The following is a 15,939-nucleotide window of genomic DNA, read 5'->3' on the forward strand; positions in this document are numbered from 1 at the left end:
TCCTCCTTTTTATATAATTAATTTAACATAAATATCCTTAGCTACACTAATGTATTTAAAGCTATGGTTCTATAATCATTAAAAAACTCACTACAATTACTTATATTGATATCATCACTTTTTTCATAGACTTCTACTGTAACATTATACCCTAGATCTCTTATATATGAACAGAGTTTTTCTTTGCCAAAGTTTATGGCATTATGAAAAGGGGATTTTGCCTTTAAAGTTATGCTAATATTGTTGTCATATACTCTAAGATATCCATCTACTTTTCCCATTTTAGGAGCATCAACTGATACTATAAGCTTCATATTTTTAGAATCTATTGCTACCCCTTCTCCTCTTTTATCCTTAACTATTATTTTACATCCATAGTCCTTGTCACGAGCTTTTATAGGAACATCCATATAATAATATTCTTTACTTACCTCATTAAAAAATTTCACTTCTTTTATAAATTCTTTAGGAATCTTCTCTACATCTCCATTTAACACCTGTCTAACTAGCTCTTTTAAACCTTCTCCCTTTCCTTTTAAACCTTCTTTTACCTCATTAAGATTTGAAGACTTTGTATTTATATCTTCTTTAATTTTCAGTAAGATGTCCTTTAAAACTTTAACTTCTTCCTTTGGAATATTTTTAAATTCATCTACCATTGTATATTCTCTAGTAGATACATTATTTTTATTTGGGGTTTTTCCATGTGATTCATCAGAAATCCCCTTAAATATCCTATCTAAAACTACTTCTTTTTCTTCTTTTGATAGATTGTTAAGTGAAGTCTTTAATTCCTTAATGGCCTCTTCTTGCTTTCCTTCCTTTAAGGAACCTACAAAAGTTTTTACATCTAACTTTTCTAATACCTTATGAATTTTTTCCTCATTTATGATTTTACTTTCTTTGCCCTCTATATGTTTACTAGACTCCAAAGTCTTACCATCTTTTTTATCTAGTGTATTTGTTTCTATATTCTTAATTACTTCCTCTTTTAAATCTAAAGTATTATTTAAAGAGGCCTTATTATCTTTTTTATCCCCCTCTTCTAATACCTTAACCCCAGTCTTTACTTCTTTTATAGTATCTCCATTTTCTTTATTTGATAACTCTATATTACTACTTTCTAAAATATTATCTTCTAAAGATCCTTCTATATTTTTAATATGGCTACTATTTTCTTTACCTTCCTTCAGCCCTTCTTTAATATTATTATCTAAAGTTTTCTCATTCTTAAATAACTTTTCAAAGGTTTCTAGGTTATCTTCATTTATATTTAAGGAATTCTCTAAAAAGAAAAGTATATCTTCTTTATTCATACTTAATACAGCTTTTAATCCACTATTTAAGGTACTCTTGATAAAGTTATACTCCTCACTACCTTCTTTTAATCCTTTAGCACTAATATATTTATTTATAAAGTCCTGAACTGAATCTTTTCCTAATTTATTATAATCATCCTTAAATTTAATAATAGATTTTAGATATTCTATATTATCCTTAGTTATTGGTATATTATGCTTTAATAAGGATTTTATTATTTCTCCATCCTCTTTACTAAATCCTGACGCTATAATTAAATCCTCTATGCTTTCAGTACTGGCTTCTGGTAATCTCTCTTGTCCATTTAAAAGCTTTAACTTAAGTTTCCCATCTTCAAAGCCTTCCACCTTAAATTTGTAATATTCTCCCTTTAAGTCTACTACGTCCTCTGAAAGTTCTCCTCTAAAATTCCAGCCCTCTTGGAGTCTTAATATAACATCCCTATCCCCAAGTTTTTCTATAACCTTTGCTGAAACTACTTGTCCAATTTTCATAGAACTTAAATCATTCTTAGTTTTTCTAAGTTCAATATCATTATAAATCTTATTTAATCCAGTAACTATTGGCATACCTACCTCCAAAGAAAATATTATATATATATTTTATCGTATCATATACCTACAACCTAAAACTACTTTTATCCCTAAACTTTATGGTTTTAATATAACTCCTTAACTTATTTATTAAAAATATACTTGATTTATCTTGCTTTAGATAAAGGTATAAATTAATTTTAAAACTTAAAATCCTATATAAATATTAATAAAATCACTCTTCCTTTAGATGGTGTTCTTTCTCCCACCTGAAGGTTAGATAAGTTAATCTAGGGTTGTGTCAACTGTTATCTCCCATCTTTAGAGTATATGGGTGTTATAGCTCCTAGCCATCAGATAAAAAAAAATTAACACCATGATATTATAAAATTTTAATAATACTCATGGTGTTAATCTTTTTATAATAGTTATAGTTATAAATATGATTTACAACAAATCTTACTCTATAACTATTTTATGATAGTTTTTCTTACCTCTTTTTATAAGAGCATAGCCATCTTTAAAATCTTCTTCTGTTAAGGATTTAGAAATCTCTGTTACCTTCTCATCATTTAAGGATAGACCGTTTTGCTGAATTAATCTTCTTCCCTCTCCCTTAGAAGGTATTACCTTTCCTTCAACTAGTATATCAAGAAGAGTTTTATCTAAATCTCCCTTAGATATTGTAACTGTTGGAACATTGCTTAAGTCAACTCCGCCACCAAATAAAGCTTCTGCTGCCTCTTTAGCCTTTGTTGCTTCTTCTTCTCCATGTATAAGCTTTGTAACTTCATAAGCAAGAACTTTCTTAGCTTCATTTATAGCTGAACCCTCTACTGAACATAATGAATTTATATCTACTACTGGAACAAAGGTTAAAAGTTTTAAGCACTTTTCAACATCAGCATCTCCAACATTTCTCCAATACTGATAAAACTCATATGGTGTAGTTTTCTCTGCATCAAGCCATAGAGCTCCATTTTCTGTCTTACCCATTTTCTTGCCTTCACTATTAGTTAAAAGAGTACAAGTCATAGCATAGGCTTGTTTTTGCTCTTTTCTTCTTATTAAATCTGCTCCTGCAATCATATTAGACCATTGGTCATCTCCTCCAAGCTGCATTGTACATCCATACTTCTGGTTTAAAACTAAGAAGTCATATCCTTGCATTAACATGTAGTTAAACTCTAAGAAGGAAAGGCCTTTTTCTAATCTTTGCTTAAAGCATTCAGCAGTTAGCATTTTATTTACAGAAAAATGCACTCCTATATCTCTTATAAAATCTACATAATTTAATTTTAAAAGCCAGTCTCCATTATTTGCAAGAATAGCTTTATCCTCACTAAAGTCTATAAACTTTTCCATCTGTTTCTTTATACAACTTACATTATGATCTATGGTTTCTTTTGTCATCATTTTTCTCATATCAGTCTTTCCACTTGGGTCCCCTATCATAGCGGTACCCCCACCAAGTAAAGCTATTGGTCTGTGTCCAGCCTTTTGCATATGAGCCATAAACATCATGGCAATGAAGTGACCAACATGAAGTGAATCTGCAGTTGGATCAAAGCCTATATAAAAGGTTACCTTTTCCTTTTCTAATAACTCTTTTATTTCATCTTCATGAGTTAATTGTTTTATGTAACCTCTTTCTACTAGCACATCATATACACTAGCCATTGTTATCACTCCTAACTTATTTATACATATACATTTTATTATATATTGAAGATATATTTGTCACAAGGTTATATATTTATTTTTTTCCTAAAGCTACATAATTAAATCCCATAAAACTAAGTTTTATGGGATCTTTATGCAAAATATCATTATTTTCAAATTTACTAATTTACCCTAAGCCACATATTTTTTTATTATCTCAGGTAATTCCTCACATATCTCATGATTTAAATTTATATAGAAACATAAATTATACTCTCTAGTTACCTTCTCTAATTTTTTAAACAAGGCCTCCGCTTCTTCTATGTTTACCCGTACTATATTAGATAAACCATCAATAAAAATTGTGTCTATATCGTAGTTCTCTGACAGTATACCACATAAAAATCCATAGAAACTCTCATAATCCTTAAGTCCAAACTCTCTAGTAGTAATGAAACGTATTTTTCTGTGTAACTCATGTATAGCTCTGTTGTCATCATCAATATAAACCATATCACCTTTAGCACTTTGTGCTTTATCATTAGCAAGTTTTATAAGTGCTTTCGTTTTACCAGAACCTCTCTTATTACAAAATACATGTATCATTTTACCACCCCTTAATTATATTTTAGGTGAAGTTTTTCTTACTAAAAGTATATAATATTCTGAATTTTTAATCAATAACTAAACCTTATTAAAAACCTATTTCACATATTATTTACAATATTATACTCTTAAATTAAGAAAACCCTTCTATCCAAAGCATGTATATGATACTTTTATTTTTAATTAATATAAATTTCCTATATTTTATACCTTAAACTAGTTTAATATTTTCTCTTATTAATATTATATTCCTTAATACTATTTCCTATACACTAAAAGAAGTAAAATAAATATATTTCTTCTACACTCTTTTAAACTTTCATATATAAAACGAATCTTCCTTCAGATGGTGTTCTTTACATTATCTGAAGGTTAGATAAGCTCATATAGGGCTTATCAACTTTTATCCCCCACCTTTAGAGGATGGGGGTGTTACAGCTCCTATCCATGAGATAAAGAAAAAACCTCTGATTATCAACCAGAAGCTTTCTCCTAAAAACCATTAATATTCCCTTATGGATTTTCATCTTTTGTAGTAACAACTCTATTCTTCCCCTTCTCTTTAGCTAAGTAAAGACAATTATCCGCCTTATCTAAAACTCCGTTAAGGGTACCCCCATCCTCTGGATAATAAGATACCCCAAAACTAGCCGTGGTATTTTTACTTATTCCATTTAAACTTATTACATTTGAACACACGTCTTCTCTTATTGACTCAACAAAGGACCTTAGGTCTTCATTATTTTCTCTATTAAGGAAAATCACTACCTCTTCTCCTCCATAACGGGCAATTAAATCCTTGCTACTAAGCCTACTTTTAATGAGTTCTATAGTATTTACCAGTATCTCATCTCCATATAAATGACCATAGCTATCATTAAACTGCTTAAAATCATCAAAGTCCATCATGACCAAGGCAAAACTGCTATTATCCTTAATCTTTCCATCCACAAATGTCCTAAGGTATTTTCTATTATATATATCTAGAAGTGAATCCTTCTTAGCACTTTCCTGTATTCTTTTATAAAGAAAATTATTTTCTATAGCTATAGCAATTTGGTTTGCAATAGATGTTACGAATGTAACATGCTCATAAGAAAAATAATTCCATAAAGTGTGCTCTATTATTATATATCCAATAAACTTATCCCTAAGTTTTATAGGTACCCCTATAAGTGAATGTATATCTGCTATATTTTCTCTACTATCCTTAAAAATACTTTCTCTACTATTTAGTACAAAAGCATTTTTCTTATCTATTTTATCTAAGTAGTTATGCTCTGTATATGCCATATTTTCACTTGGAAGATTAGTAGCCTTTATTACAAAATCCCCTTTTTCTATGAGATATATGGATGAATAGGTAACCCCTAATATACCTATAATCATATCATTTATCATCGGAATTAAATTATCATCACTTAGATTGGAATTTATATATCTGCTTATCTCTACTATATTCGCTAGTGCATCTAAACTCTTACTAAGCTCTATGTTTTTTTCATTTAGCATTTGTATTTGACTCTCTGCAAAGCTTTGATATGTTTCGAATTCGTCAGATAATCTTTCATACTTGACCTTAAAGTCCTTCATATTCTTTACTCTCCTAAACCCAATTACATATACCCCTAATAAATATTTCCCACATTATTAAATTAAATATAAATCACCTATAATTATTAAATTGTAATTCTACTCCAAAGTCATTGCTTTTTAAGAATCCTATAGCTTGCTGTAAATCATCCTTATTTTTACCTACTACCCTAATCCTATCATCAATTATTTGAGGCTGAACCTTAATCTTACTATTTTTTATTGAAGACACTATATCCTTTGTCTTCTCCTTTGAAAGTCCATTGATTAGCTTAATATTCTGCCTAACTAATCCTAAAGCCGCCTTCTCTATCTTTAAAAAGTCAAGGGCCTTTGGGGAAACCCCTCGTTTTATAAGCTTTCCCTTTAGTATATCTATTACCGCTGAAAGCTTATATTCATCATCAGTGGTTATTTTTATTTCCTCATCCTTTATAATCTCTATTTCCGTTTTACTTCCTTTGAAGTCATATCTTTGTTCTATCTCTTTCATAGATTGATTTATGGAATTTTTTACTTCTTGAACATCAACCTGAGATACTATATCAAAAGAAAAGCTACTTGCCATAATATTACCTCCTTACTTATACAATATATTAAAACGCTTAAAGGTCATATATTATAAGTGTAAATTATTTTCAGAATATTATCAATGAAAATTGCTTAAATTCATATTTTTCAATTGATTTTTTTGCTATATATTGGTATAATGATTGTAAATATTTTATTCACTGATAGGACAATAATTTTAGATAATAGTCTCTTCCGTGATCTATTTAATAAGATTCATAGGAAGCCATTATCCCAAAATTATACCTATGGATTTTAGGAGGTTTTTTAATGGAAGATAAGAATTTAGTATGTAAAGATTGCGGAAAGGATTTCGTATTTACAGTTGGAGAGCAAGAGTTCTTCCAATCAAAAGGATTTGAAAATAATCCAGTAAGATGTCCTGAATGCAGAAGAGCTAGAAAAGCTGAAAAACAAAACAGAAGATAATGAAAAATTATTTGTAGAGTATAAAGACCCATATATGGGTCTTTTTTATATTGAGTTATATTTAATCCATTATTACTAAATGGGGCTGTCGCACTAAAAATAAATACTACAATATATTGTATGTAAATTCTTTAGTGCGACAGCCTCTTATATATTAGTACTATTAATATGTTTCCTTTGCATCTTTTAGTAATAAGTGTGCATCCCCCATCTCTTTCTCTAACCACATATACATATATTATATTTTTCCTATGATAAAACCCTCATATAACTTTAAAATTAATTTTAAAGTTATATGAGGGTTTTAAAAGTTATATGGAATTTAATTTTTATATATGATTTCTAACGGACTAACCTATAAATTAAAAGAATACTTAAGTCACTATTTAGCTTTATAACCTATATTTAAAGCTTCTTGAAACATTAAGTCCATAAGATAAGGCTATGGCAACTACTATCCCACTTAATCCCTGAATAATATTTCCTGGTATATCTAAGGATGATAGATATAAAGCCGACTTAAATGTAGGTATTCCTTCAAAGAAAAACTTTATAAAAGCTCCTGAAAAATAATAAGCTACAATCATCCATAAGACTGCAAAACTAAATCCAATAATTTGATATTTTAAATTAAACCTCTTATTATCCTTTATAATTAAAATTGCAATTAGTGCCATAACAGCCTTTATAACCATAGTAAATGGTGCCCATAAAACATAGGTCAATAATATATCTGCAAGACCCATGCCTAAAGCTGATGCAATTACAGCTTTTTTATTCTTTAAAATAATCACAGATACTAAAACCATTCCATCCCCTAAATGAACAAATCCATTATAGGTCTTAATATGAATTACCATAGTAGCAACACATATTAATGCACTCATAACAGCTATTTGAACTATATCAGTTATAGTTAAATAACTTTTTTTAGCTATATTTCCTTGCATTTTTCTCCCCCTAACCGCTTAAGTATATTTTAATTATAATATTATACTTATAAAAAACAAAGTGTATCCATACATTTATTGTATTAAATATAATAATAATAACCATACTAATATCATCCTTAACTATAAAGGTGGTGAAATTATGACATTCTTAAGATGGATAGGAGCTGTAGCAGTATTTTTCTGGGTTCTTGGATTACTCTTTAATGTTGGAGGTTATTTAATAAATATTCTCTTAGTATCAGCTGCTGTAATCTTCCTCATAGATGCTATTTTTGGTCGTAAAAAAACTATGTGATCTTTTAAATACTGTTGACAAAATAAGCTATAAGTAATATTATAATTATTAACAAAGTTAAGCTTAATTTAAAGGTAGTTTTATCTTATATAAATTGTAGCTAAGCTAAACAGAAGACTTTACAACTCTAAGATTACAACTAAAGTTATAATCTTAGAATTATAAAGCTTCCTAAATAAAGATTTTATAAAATCTTAGATAAGAAGTAAGTAGGCTTAAAAACAAGTTTACAGAGAGCTGTATGGGGTGTAATTACAGTAGCTATGCTTAAGCTGAATGGGTCTTTGAGATGCAAGGTGAACATAATTATTATTAGCCATTGCCGTAAGCCTTACGTTATAAAGGAAGGATATATTGTATCTTAAGAGAAAGCTTTTTGCTTTAAATATAGGTGGTACCGCGTAAATTATACGCCCTATGAGACTTGTCTCATAGGGTTTTTTATTATTTAAAATTATATTTAGTTATTTATGAAAAATCTTATTTACATCAAAAGATAATAATTAAAGTTTCTCTAAATATTTATTACTATAGTATTTAGAAAAACCATTAAAACAGGAGGATAAAAATGGAAACAAAAAAAGTTATATTAAGTGGAATTCAACCAAGTGGTAGCTTAACCCTTGGAAATTATTTAGGAGCTATTAAAAACTGGATTAAACTTCAAGATCAATATGAATGTTATTTTTGCATAGTAGATTTACATGCCATAACTGTAAAACAAGAACCTAAGGATTTAAGAAGTAAAACTCTTGAGGTACTCTCTATATACCTAGCTTGTGGAATAGATCCTGAAAAAAATGCTTTATTCATCCAATCTCATGTACCTGCTCACAGTGAAGCTTCATGGCTCTTAACATGTTCTAGTTATATGGGAGAACTCTCAAGAATGACTCAATTTAAGGATAAATCTCAAAGCCAAGGAGAATCAATCCCAGCTGGATTATTTATATATCCTGTTTTAATGGCTGCTGATATCCTTTTATATCAAACAGACTTAGTTCCTGTAGGTCAGGACCAAAAACAACATTTAGAGCTTGCTAGAAATTTAGCTGAGAGATTTAATAACACCTATAGCCCTACATTTAAAGTTCCTGACCCTTACATCCCTAAGGAAGGTGCTAAAATAATGGATCTTCAGGAACCTACTAAAAAAATGTCTAAGTCTTCTGACAATCCAAATAGTTTTATACTAATATTAGACCCACCAGAGGTTATAAGAAAGAAAATTTCTCGTTCTGTTACAGATTCTATAGGAATAGTAAACTACAGTGATGATCAACCTGGAATCAAAAATCTTATAAATATAGTATGTGCTATAAGAGGTATTACTCAAGAAGAAGTGGTAGATATGTTTAAAGGTAAGGGATATTCTGAATTTAAATCCTATGTGGCTGAAGTTATCATAGAAGAACTTACTCCAATTCAAGAAAAAGTAAAAGAACTAATATCTAATAAGGCTTATCTTGAGGAAATATATAAAAAAGGTGCTGAAAAAGCTAACTATGTAGCTAGAAAAACCTTAAGAAAAATGCAAAAGAAAATAGGCTTTATTCAATAGCTTTAAATATATAGGCTCTTTAAAAGGTTTAACCTTTTAAAGAGCCTATATATTTAAACTTTTAAAAGCTAGTTATATATAATCTTAAAGGCGTAGACTTTCATGCCTTATAATATCTTTAATAATATTCCCTAAAACAGGTTTTTAATTTCTGTATAGCTTTTAAACTTATAGATTTATACCTATATTTTAATAATAGACGAATATAATTTACAAGTAATTCACAGTACCTAACTATATTACCACTTATAAACCATGGTCCTATCCTTTAATAAACTCTTCATTTCCCCTACAATTAAAGTCTTCCTTCCAAGCTTTTTCTGCATAAGGAGCAAAGTCCTCCGCAACCTTTTCAATTTTCTTCTGAAAACCTCTGTCATTAATCATATTATCTAAACTTTTATCAGTAGCATAAGCATTACACTTTTTCGCCACTTCCCTTATTACCCTAGGATTATCTATCATCATACAAGGCCTTAGCATATTACTATTATAAGGTTGTCTCATTCTAAGCTCCTTAAATAATTCTCCTCTAAAGACTTCTATTAAACTCTTATCTCTCACATTGTCTACAGCAATATGAGCAAAAATACAAGGCTCTACATCTCCCTCTGAATTTATATGACAATAATATTTTCCTGCTATACACCCACCTACATAAGGAGCGTCATTAAAAAAATCAATAGTAAAATAGGGCTTACTATTCCTTATTTCTCTTGACTTTCTTCCTAAATTAATTCTTTGTTCTGGGGTAAGCATCATATCAATATTAGGGTTATCTCCTATTGGCATATATATAAAATACCAACTCATCCTAGATCCTTTTTCTATAAGCATATCTATAAATTCACTAGATGTAATTACCTCTGCATTATTCCTAGCCACTGCTGATGAAACTCCGAAAGGTATTCCCCTAGTTTTCAAGATGTCCATACCATTCATTACCTTGTTAAAGGTTCCCTTTCCTCTCCTTTTATCTGTCTCCTCCTCAAAACCTTCTAAAGAGAACATAGGTATAAGATTTCCAAGGTTTCTTATTTTATCTCCTACCTCTTCAGAGAACAAAGTTCCATTGGTGAATGCAACAAACTCTATATCGCTATACTTTTTATAAATATCCCACATAAAATCCACAAAAAATGGTTCTCCACCTAATATTATAATAAAATGTATTCCAAGGTCTCTAGCCTCTCCCACAATCTTATCAACCTCTTCATAAGTAAGACCATGACCTTTATCATACTCTGCGGCATAACACCCAGTACATCTTAAATTACATCTCATAGATGGACTTATTAATAATACAAAAGGAATCTTTGTATCCTCTTTTTCAAGCCACTTTCCCCTTTTAGGAATACCACTCCATAAAGCATTAGCTAAAAAATTTTTAAAGAACTTTTTTAAACAATTTTTATCGGTGTCTTTTAATATGGAGTTTATAAAATTTCTTGTACTCTCCTCTTCCTTATAGTACTTTTCAACATTTTCTATAGCTTCTTTTGAATCTTTATCCTTTGCTAATAGTCTAGTTAATGTAAATATCTTTTGAATATTTTTCTCTGGATTCCTATCAATAATATCACATATGGCTCCTGTTACGACTTCCTTTGAATTTTTTTCAATACTTTCTTTAAAACTCAAAATATCATCCCCCTAATTTTAATATAGCAAAGTAAATCTCAATTCAAATGGAATTTTACCTAATGTGAATCCTAGGTGAACTAGTAATAGGCTTTACACTTTTTATATCTTTAATAATATTAGATATTATAATCATAAAGTCTTTAAAAAATCTTTATCACTTTCTATATATTAAATAAGGTTTTTAAAATTACATAATTCTCTAAGAGTCACTTGCTAATATATTATTTACTTAAATGGCAATATATGACTAGTCAGTATAAAAAAGTGGCTCGCCATGGGGTAAATGGCGAGCCTAGGGGGTTATGGTTTTATATATATATCTATCAAAAGCTCGAAAGCTTTTTAGCTTATTTATGTGCTTAGCACAAATTTTTCAATGACATGGGCAACTCCATCTTCATCATTAGTTTTTGTAATATAATCTGCACAGCTTTTTAGTTCATCAAATGCATTGCCCATAGCAACACCAAGACCTGCATATTCAATCATATGAAGATCATTTCCAGCATCACCTATACATATAACTTGTTCTTTACTTATATTAAGACTCTGTGCTAGATTCTTAACTCCTTCTCCTTTATTAACCCTATTATCAAGGAATTCTAAAAAGTAAGGAGCGCTTTGTACTATTGTATACTTGGAGTATAACTCCTCTGGTAGTTCATTTATTGCTTTATCTAATTTTTCTGGTTCATCTATCATCATTATCTTTAGTATATCTGTATCTTCATCTAATTCTTCGTATTTTACTACTTCTACTGGTATTTCGTTTATAGCTCCTTCTAATTCTGTGTATTTGCTCATTTTAGGAGTTATACATCCATCTTTAGTAAAAGCATGTATATTAATATTTAAATGCTTGCTTATTTTATAAAGTTCCATTAAGTGATTTTTCTTTAAACATGTTTTACTTACAACTTCCTTAGAATATGTATTCTGTACTAAGGCACCATTATAAGTTATGGCAAAGTCTCCTTCTTCCATCATATCTAATTCACTTAAGTACTTTTTTATTCCGGCCATTGGTCTTCCTGTAGCTAAAACTACTTTCACACCATTTTCCCTTGCCTTCTTTATTGCATGTTTTGTTCTATCTGATATTAAATGTTCACTATTTAAAGTAGTTCCATCCATATCTAAAGCTATAAGCTTGTACATAAAAACACCTCCAGCATGGTTTTCTTCACCGAAACTCACAAAAAGTATTATAACACCTTTTTTGAATTTGTAATTATTCCTCAGTCCTTGTTTAAATTTGTTTTTTATTGTTGAAAATGTTTTTATCTTTTTATAACTCCTTTTATTTCTATTTTCCTAAAAAAATTATTTCCAATTGAAAATTTTGTGATAAACTGTTATAATTACTACGTTAACTGGCTAGTAGCTGTTATCTTCTAGTTGAAATTAGAGGATAACATATGCTAGCCAAAAATGTTTTTAATGGAGGATTACAAAACTATGCCTATTAGAATAGCTATTTTAGGTGGCCCAAGATGTGGCAAAACTACTCTTATTCAACAACTATATGTTGATATGAAAATTAAAGGATTAAATGTTGGTATGGCTACTGAGTATAGCACTGAGTATCTAAGAGACAAAGGTCCTATAGAAACTTTATCAGAGCAATACGGTATTTACTTAGGTCAAATGCTTCTTGAAAATACATTAAATAGCTTTGATTATGCTTTAACTGACTATGCAACATTTGTTCCATATATATACGCAAGATATATGTCTGGTTTTAAAGAAAAAGGTATTAAGGAAATAGAAATAATAAAAGATCTCTATTCTCTAGCCTTAAGGGATATAAATAAATATGATTACATTTTCTTCGTACCAAGGGAATTTGGTTATAAGCAAGATGGTATTAGATGGCAAGATGAAGATATGGCTAAAGATGTAGATTCTAACATAAAAGGATTTTTAGATGCAGAAAGAATACCTTATACAATTGTAAGTGGTGAAACTAAAGAAAGAAGCAAAAAAATTCTTGAAATATTAGACGTTGAAGACGAAAATGTGAAGAAAGATGCTTAACTTCTATACCCAATAGAATTATAATATAAGGGTTAGGCATATACTATATAATAGGAGGTTAATTATGAGTGATTTAATGAAAGAAATAGAGAAAAGAAAAACCTTCGCTATTATTTCCCACCCAGATGCAGGTAAAACTACACTAACAGAAAAATTTCTTTTATACGGAGGTGCTATAAGACTTGCTGGTTCTGTAAAGGCTAGAAAATCTTCTAAGCACGCTGTATCAGACTGGATGGAAATAGAAAAGCAAAGAGGTATATCAGTAACTTCATCTGTTATGCAATTTAACTATGATGGTTACTGTATAAACATACTAGATACCCCTGGTCACCAGGACTTTAGTGAAGATACATATAGAACTCTTATGGCAGCAGATAGTGCTGTAATGGTTATTGACGGAGCTAAAGGTATAGAGGCACAAACAAAGAAATTATTCCAAGTATGTGCTTTAAGAGGTATACCTGTATTTACTTTTGTAAATAAGATGGATAGAGAATCTCAAGACCCCTTTGAGCTTTTAGAAGAAATTGAGAATGAGCTAGGAATAAAGTCCTATCCTATGAATTGGCCTATTGGTTCTGGTGCTCATTTTAAAGGTGTTTTTGAGCGTGAAACCAATAATGTATTAGTTTTTAACGGTGGAAATCATGGTCAAACAGAAGTAGAAACTGTAACAGGATCAGTTGACGACTCTGCCTTCACAGATCTTTTAGGAAGTGATCTTCATGAAAAACTTAAGGAAGATATAGAACTTCTTGACTATGCCGGAGATGAATTTAGCATAGAAAAAGTACGTTCTGGTGACTTAACTCCTGTATTCTTTGGAAGTGCTTTAACAAACTTTGGAGTAGAAGCCTTCTTAAAGAAATTTTTAACTCTTACAAGTTCACCTACTCCTAGAAACTCAGATATAGGTGAAATAGATATATTTGATGAACCATTTTCAGCATTTGTCTTTAAAATACAAGCTAATATGAATCCTCAACATAGAGATAGACTTGCATTTATGAGAATTTGTTCTGGAAAATTTGAAAAGGGAATGGATGTATTCCACGTTCAAGGCAAAAGCAAGGTTAAACTAGCTCAGCCTCAACAATTCTTAGCTCAAGACAGAGAAATAGTGGATGAAGCTTATGCAGGAGATATAATAGGTGTCTTTGATCCTGGTATATATAGCATTGGAGATACCCTATGTAAAAATCCAAAGAAATTCAAATTTGATGGAATTCCAACCTTTGCTCCTGAACATTTTGCAAGGGTTAGACCAATAGACTCTATGAAAAGAAAACAATTTGTAAAAGGTATTACTCAAATAGCTCAAGAAGGTGCTATTCAGGTATTTAAAGAGCATTTTGTAGGAATGGAAGAAATCATAGTTGGAGTAGTAGGTGTTCTACAATTTGAGGTTCTAGAATATAGACTTAACCATGAATATAATGTAGAAATTAAAATGGATAGACTTCCTTATAGTCATGTTAGATGGATAGAAAATACCGATATTGATATGGATTCCTTAAGTGTAACCTCTGATACTAAAAAAGTTAAGGATCTTAAGGATAGAAATCTTCTTATATTCCAAAGTGATTGGGGGATAAGTTGGGCTTTAGACCATAATAAAGGTCTTGTATTATCTGATATTGGTAAAACTGAATAATTTTAAAGTAATAAAACCAGACTAATAATCTGGTTTTTATTATTTTTTTAATTTCAAACTAACCTTTTTAAAAATTAAAAATAAATTTTTTAAATATACTAATACCAATTAATCACTAAACTTTATAAAATAGATTTTAAATTTCCTAATAAAAAAATAAAGAGGCTTGTCTTATTAAACAAACCTCTTTATGATAAATGCTTATCTCTTATATATTAAGCCTTCCAAAGTCCATGTAGATTACAGTATTCTCTTACTGATATAATCTCTTCCTCTATTAAGAACTTAGCTTCTGGCTTTTCTCCTGGATTTAAGTGTTTTCTATAAACCTTATTCTCAGTGATTACTTCTATCCACTCAATGTAGTGCTTTTCTTCCATTGGGTGCTCTACTGATCCTACTTTTACAAGAACTCCACCATCTATTTTTTCTATAACTGGAACGTGCTTTTCTTTAGCTGCATCCACTGTATTTTCTACTAAATGAGTCATTGGCTTTCCACAACAAACTAAGTTTGCCATTGATGGATGAACCACCTCTACCATATGTCCACATGTTTCACACTTATACACTTCATTTAACTTTGACATTACAAACTCCTCCTAACAAACTTTATTTATATTTCTATTATACCAAAATATAGTATAAAGTTTAATAGTATATGTCTAAAATTTACTATTTATTAATAATTATTATTAATTATCTCCCCCATTTATTACTTGTTATATTTTTTATTCCTTGAGTAAAACTATTTATTAAGGAAGGTGATTATAATGAAAAATAACAAAACTAAAGTTTATCTTCCAAAGGAAAGAGATTATTTAGAACAGGAACCTAGGAATCTTCGAAGTTATTCTAAGGATAGAAAGACCTATAGTAGAATGCCTGATAATGTAACTGATGATGTGGTAGTTAATAATATTGCTTATCAAGAGTTTGACTATACCCATGTCATGGAAGAGCTTGAAGATTAATTTATTGATTGCTAGGAGCTTGTAACACCCCCAGTGGAGGATAACAGTTGCCACAACCCTAGATGAGCTTATCTAACCTACAGATGGTGAAAAAACATCATCCCT

The 15,939-nt window shown here is 29.8% G+C and carries 15 protein-coding genes and 1 other annotated feature; of the genes, 6 read left to right on the forward strand and 9 right to left on the reverse strand.

Features of this window, described 5'->3' with window-relative positions; genetic code table 11:
- Positions 1–41: 41 nt before the first annotated feature.
- The 5 genes from BR69_RS0101875 to BR69_RS0101895 form a co-directional block, all read right to left on the reverse strand.
- The gene (locus BR69_RS0101875) at positions 42–1,889 is read right to left on the reverse strand and encodes a hypothetical protein (RefSeq protein WP_027631658.1); all 1,848 of its coding nucleotides are present in this window, start codon (positions 1,887–1,889) and stop codon (positions 42–44) included.
- Positions 1,890–2,312: 423 nt separating this feature from the next.
- A complete protein-coding gene (gene tyrS, locus BR69_RS0101880) occupies positions 2,313–3,533 on the reverse strand; it encodes a tyrosine--tRNA ligase (protein WP_027631659.1) in 1,221 nt (406 codons plus the stop codon).
- Between the two features lie 174 nt (positions 3,534–3,707).
- Positions 3,708–4,121 carry a hypothetical protein gene (locus BR69_RS0101885; RefSeq protein WP_027631660.1) on the reverse strand — a complete coding sequence of 138 codons (414 nt, stop codon included), beginning with the start codon at positions 4,119–4,121 and terminating at the stop codon, positions 3,708–3,710.
- A 513-nt stretch (positions 4,122–4,634) separates the two neighbouring features.
- Positions 4,635–5,714: a sensor domain-containing diguanylate cyclase gene (locus tag BR69_RS0101890; RefSeq protein WP_027631661.1), complete on the reverse strand. Its 1,080-nt coding sequence runs from the start codon at positions 5,712–5,714 to the stop codon at positions 4,635–4,637.
- A gap of 73 nt (positions 5,715–5,787) precedes the next feature.
- Complete coding sequence (locus tag BR69_RS0101895) at positions 5,788–6,282, reverse strand: YajQ family cyclic di-GMP-binding protein (protein WP_027631662.1); 495 nt, start codon at positions 6,280–6,282, stop codon at positions 5,788–5,790.
- A 272-nt stretch (positions 6,283–6,554) separates the two neighbouring features.
- On the opposite strand from BR69_RS0101895, the gene BR69_RS0101900 reads away from it, so the two are divergent.
- A complete protein-coding gene (locus BR69_RS0101900) occupies positions 6,555–6,713 on the forward strand; it encodes a zinc-ribbon domain-containing protein (RefSeq protein ID WP_027631663.1) in 159 nt (52 codons plus the stop codon).
- 392 nt (positions 6,714–7,105) lie between these two features.
- Here BR69_RS0101900 and BR69_RS0101905 read toward each other — a convergent pair whose 3' ends face one another.
- On the reverse strand, positions 7,106–7,663 hold the full coding sequence (locus tag BR69_RS0101905; RefSeq protein WP_034849073.1) for an ECF transporter S component: 558 nt from the start codon (positions 7,661–7,663) through the stop codon (positions 7,106–7,108).
- A gap of 142 nt (positions 7,664–7,805) precedes the next feature.
- Between BR69_RS0101905 and BR69_RS21940 the strand changes: the two genes are divergently transcribed.
- Together BR69_RS21940 and trpS are read left to right on the forward strand one after the other, a co-directional pair.
- Positions 7,806–7,961: a DUF5670 family protein gene (locus tag BR69_RS21940; RefSeq protein ID WP_162832169.1), complete on the forward strand. Its 156-nt coding sequence runs from the start codon at positions 7,806–7,808 to the stop codon at positions 7,959–7,961.
- A 186-nt stretch (positions 7,962–8,147) separates the two neighbouring features.
- Positions 8,148–8,382 (forward strand) — a binding site (T-box leader).
- 147 nt (positions 8,383–8,529) lie between these two features.
- Entirely contained in the window at positions 8,530–9,522 is a 993-nt protein-coding gene (trpS, locus tag BR69_RS0101915) for a tryptophan--tRNA ligase (protein ID WP_027631665.1), read from the forward strand.
- A gap of 261 nt (positions 9,523–9,783) precedes the next feature.
- Here the strand turns inward: trpS and BR69_RS0101920 are convergent, their stop codons facing one another.
- The gene (locus BR69_RS0101920) at positions 9,784–11,163 is read right to left on the reverse strand and encodes a radical SAM/SPASM domain-containing protein (protein WP_027631666.1); all 1,380 of its coding nucleotides are present in this window, start codon (positions 11,161–11,163) and stop codon (positions 9,784–9,786) included.
- 354 nt (positions 11,164–11,517) lie between these two features.
- Entirely contained in the window at positions 11,518–12,324 is an 807-nt protein-coding gene (yidA, locus tag BR69_RS0101925) for a sugar-phosphatase (protein WP_027631667.1), read from the reverse strand.
- Positions 12,325–12,624: 300 nt separating this feature from the next.
- Between yidA and BR69_RS0101930 the strand changes: the two genes are divergently transcribed.
- Entirely contained in the window at positions 12,625–13,203 is a 579-nt protein-coding gene (locus tag BR69_RS0101930) for an AAA family ATPase (RefSeq protein WP_027631668.1), read from the forward strand.
- A gap of 64 nt (positions 13,204–13,267) precedes the next feature.
- Entirely contained in the window at positions 13,268–14,860 is a 1,593-nt protein-coding gene (locus tag BR69_RS0101935) for a peptide chain release factor 3 (RefSeq protein WP_027631669.1), read from the forward strand.
- A gap of 215 nt (positions 14,861–15,075) precedes the next feature.
- Here the strand turns inward: BR69_RS0101935 and BR69_RS0101940 are convergent, their stop codons facing one another.
- Positions 15,076–15,450, reverse strand: a complete 375-nt coding sequence (locus BR69_RS0101940) for a desulfoferrodoxin (protein WP_027631670.1) — start codon at positions 15,448–15,450, stop codon at positions 15,076–15,078.
- A 183-nt stretch (positions 15,451–15,633) separates the two neighbouring features.
- On the opposite strand from BR69_RS0101940, the gene BR69_RS0101945 reads away from it, so the two are divergent.
- Positions 15,634–15,834 carry a hypothetical protein gene (locus BR69_RS0101945; protein ID WP_027631671.1) on the forward strand — a complete coding sequence of 67 codons (201 nt, stop codon included), beginning with the start codon at positions 15,634–15,636 and terminating at the stop codon, positions 15,832–15,834.
- The last annotated feature ends 105 nt before the right edge of the window (positions 15,835–15,939 follow it).

The organism is Clostridium hydrogeniformans DSM 21757, from assembly GCF_000686705.1.
Lineage (GTDB): Bacteria > Bacillota > Clostridia > Clostridiales > Clostridiaceae > Clostridium_Z > Clostridium_Z hydrogeniformans.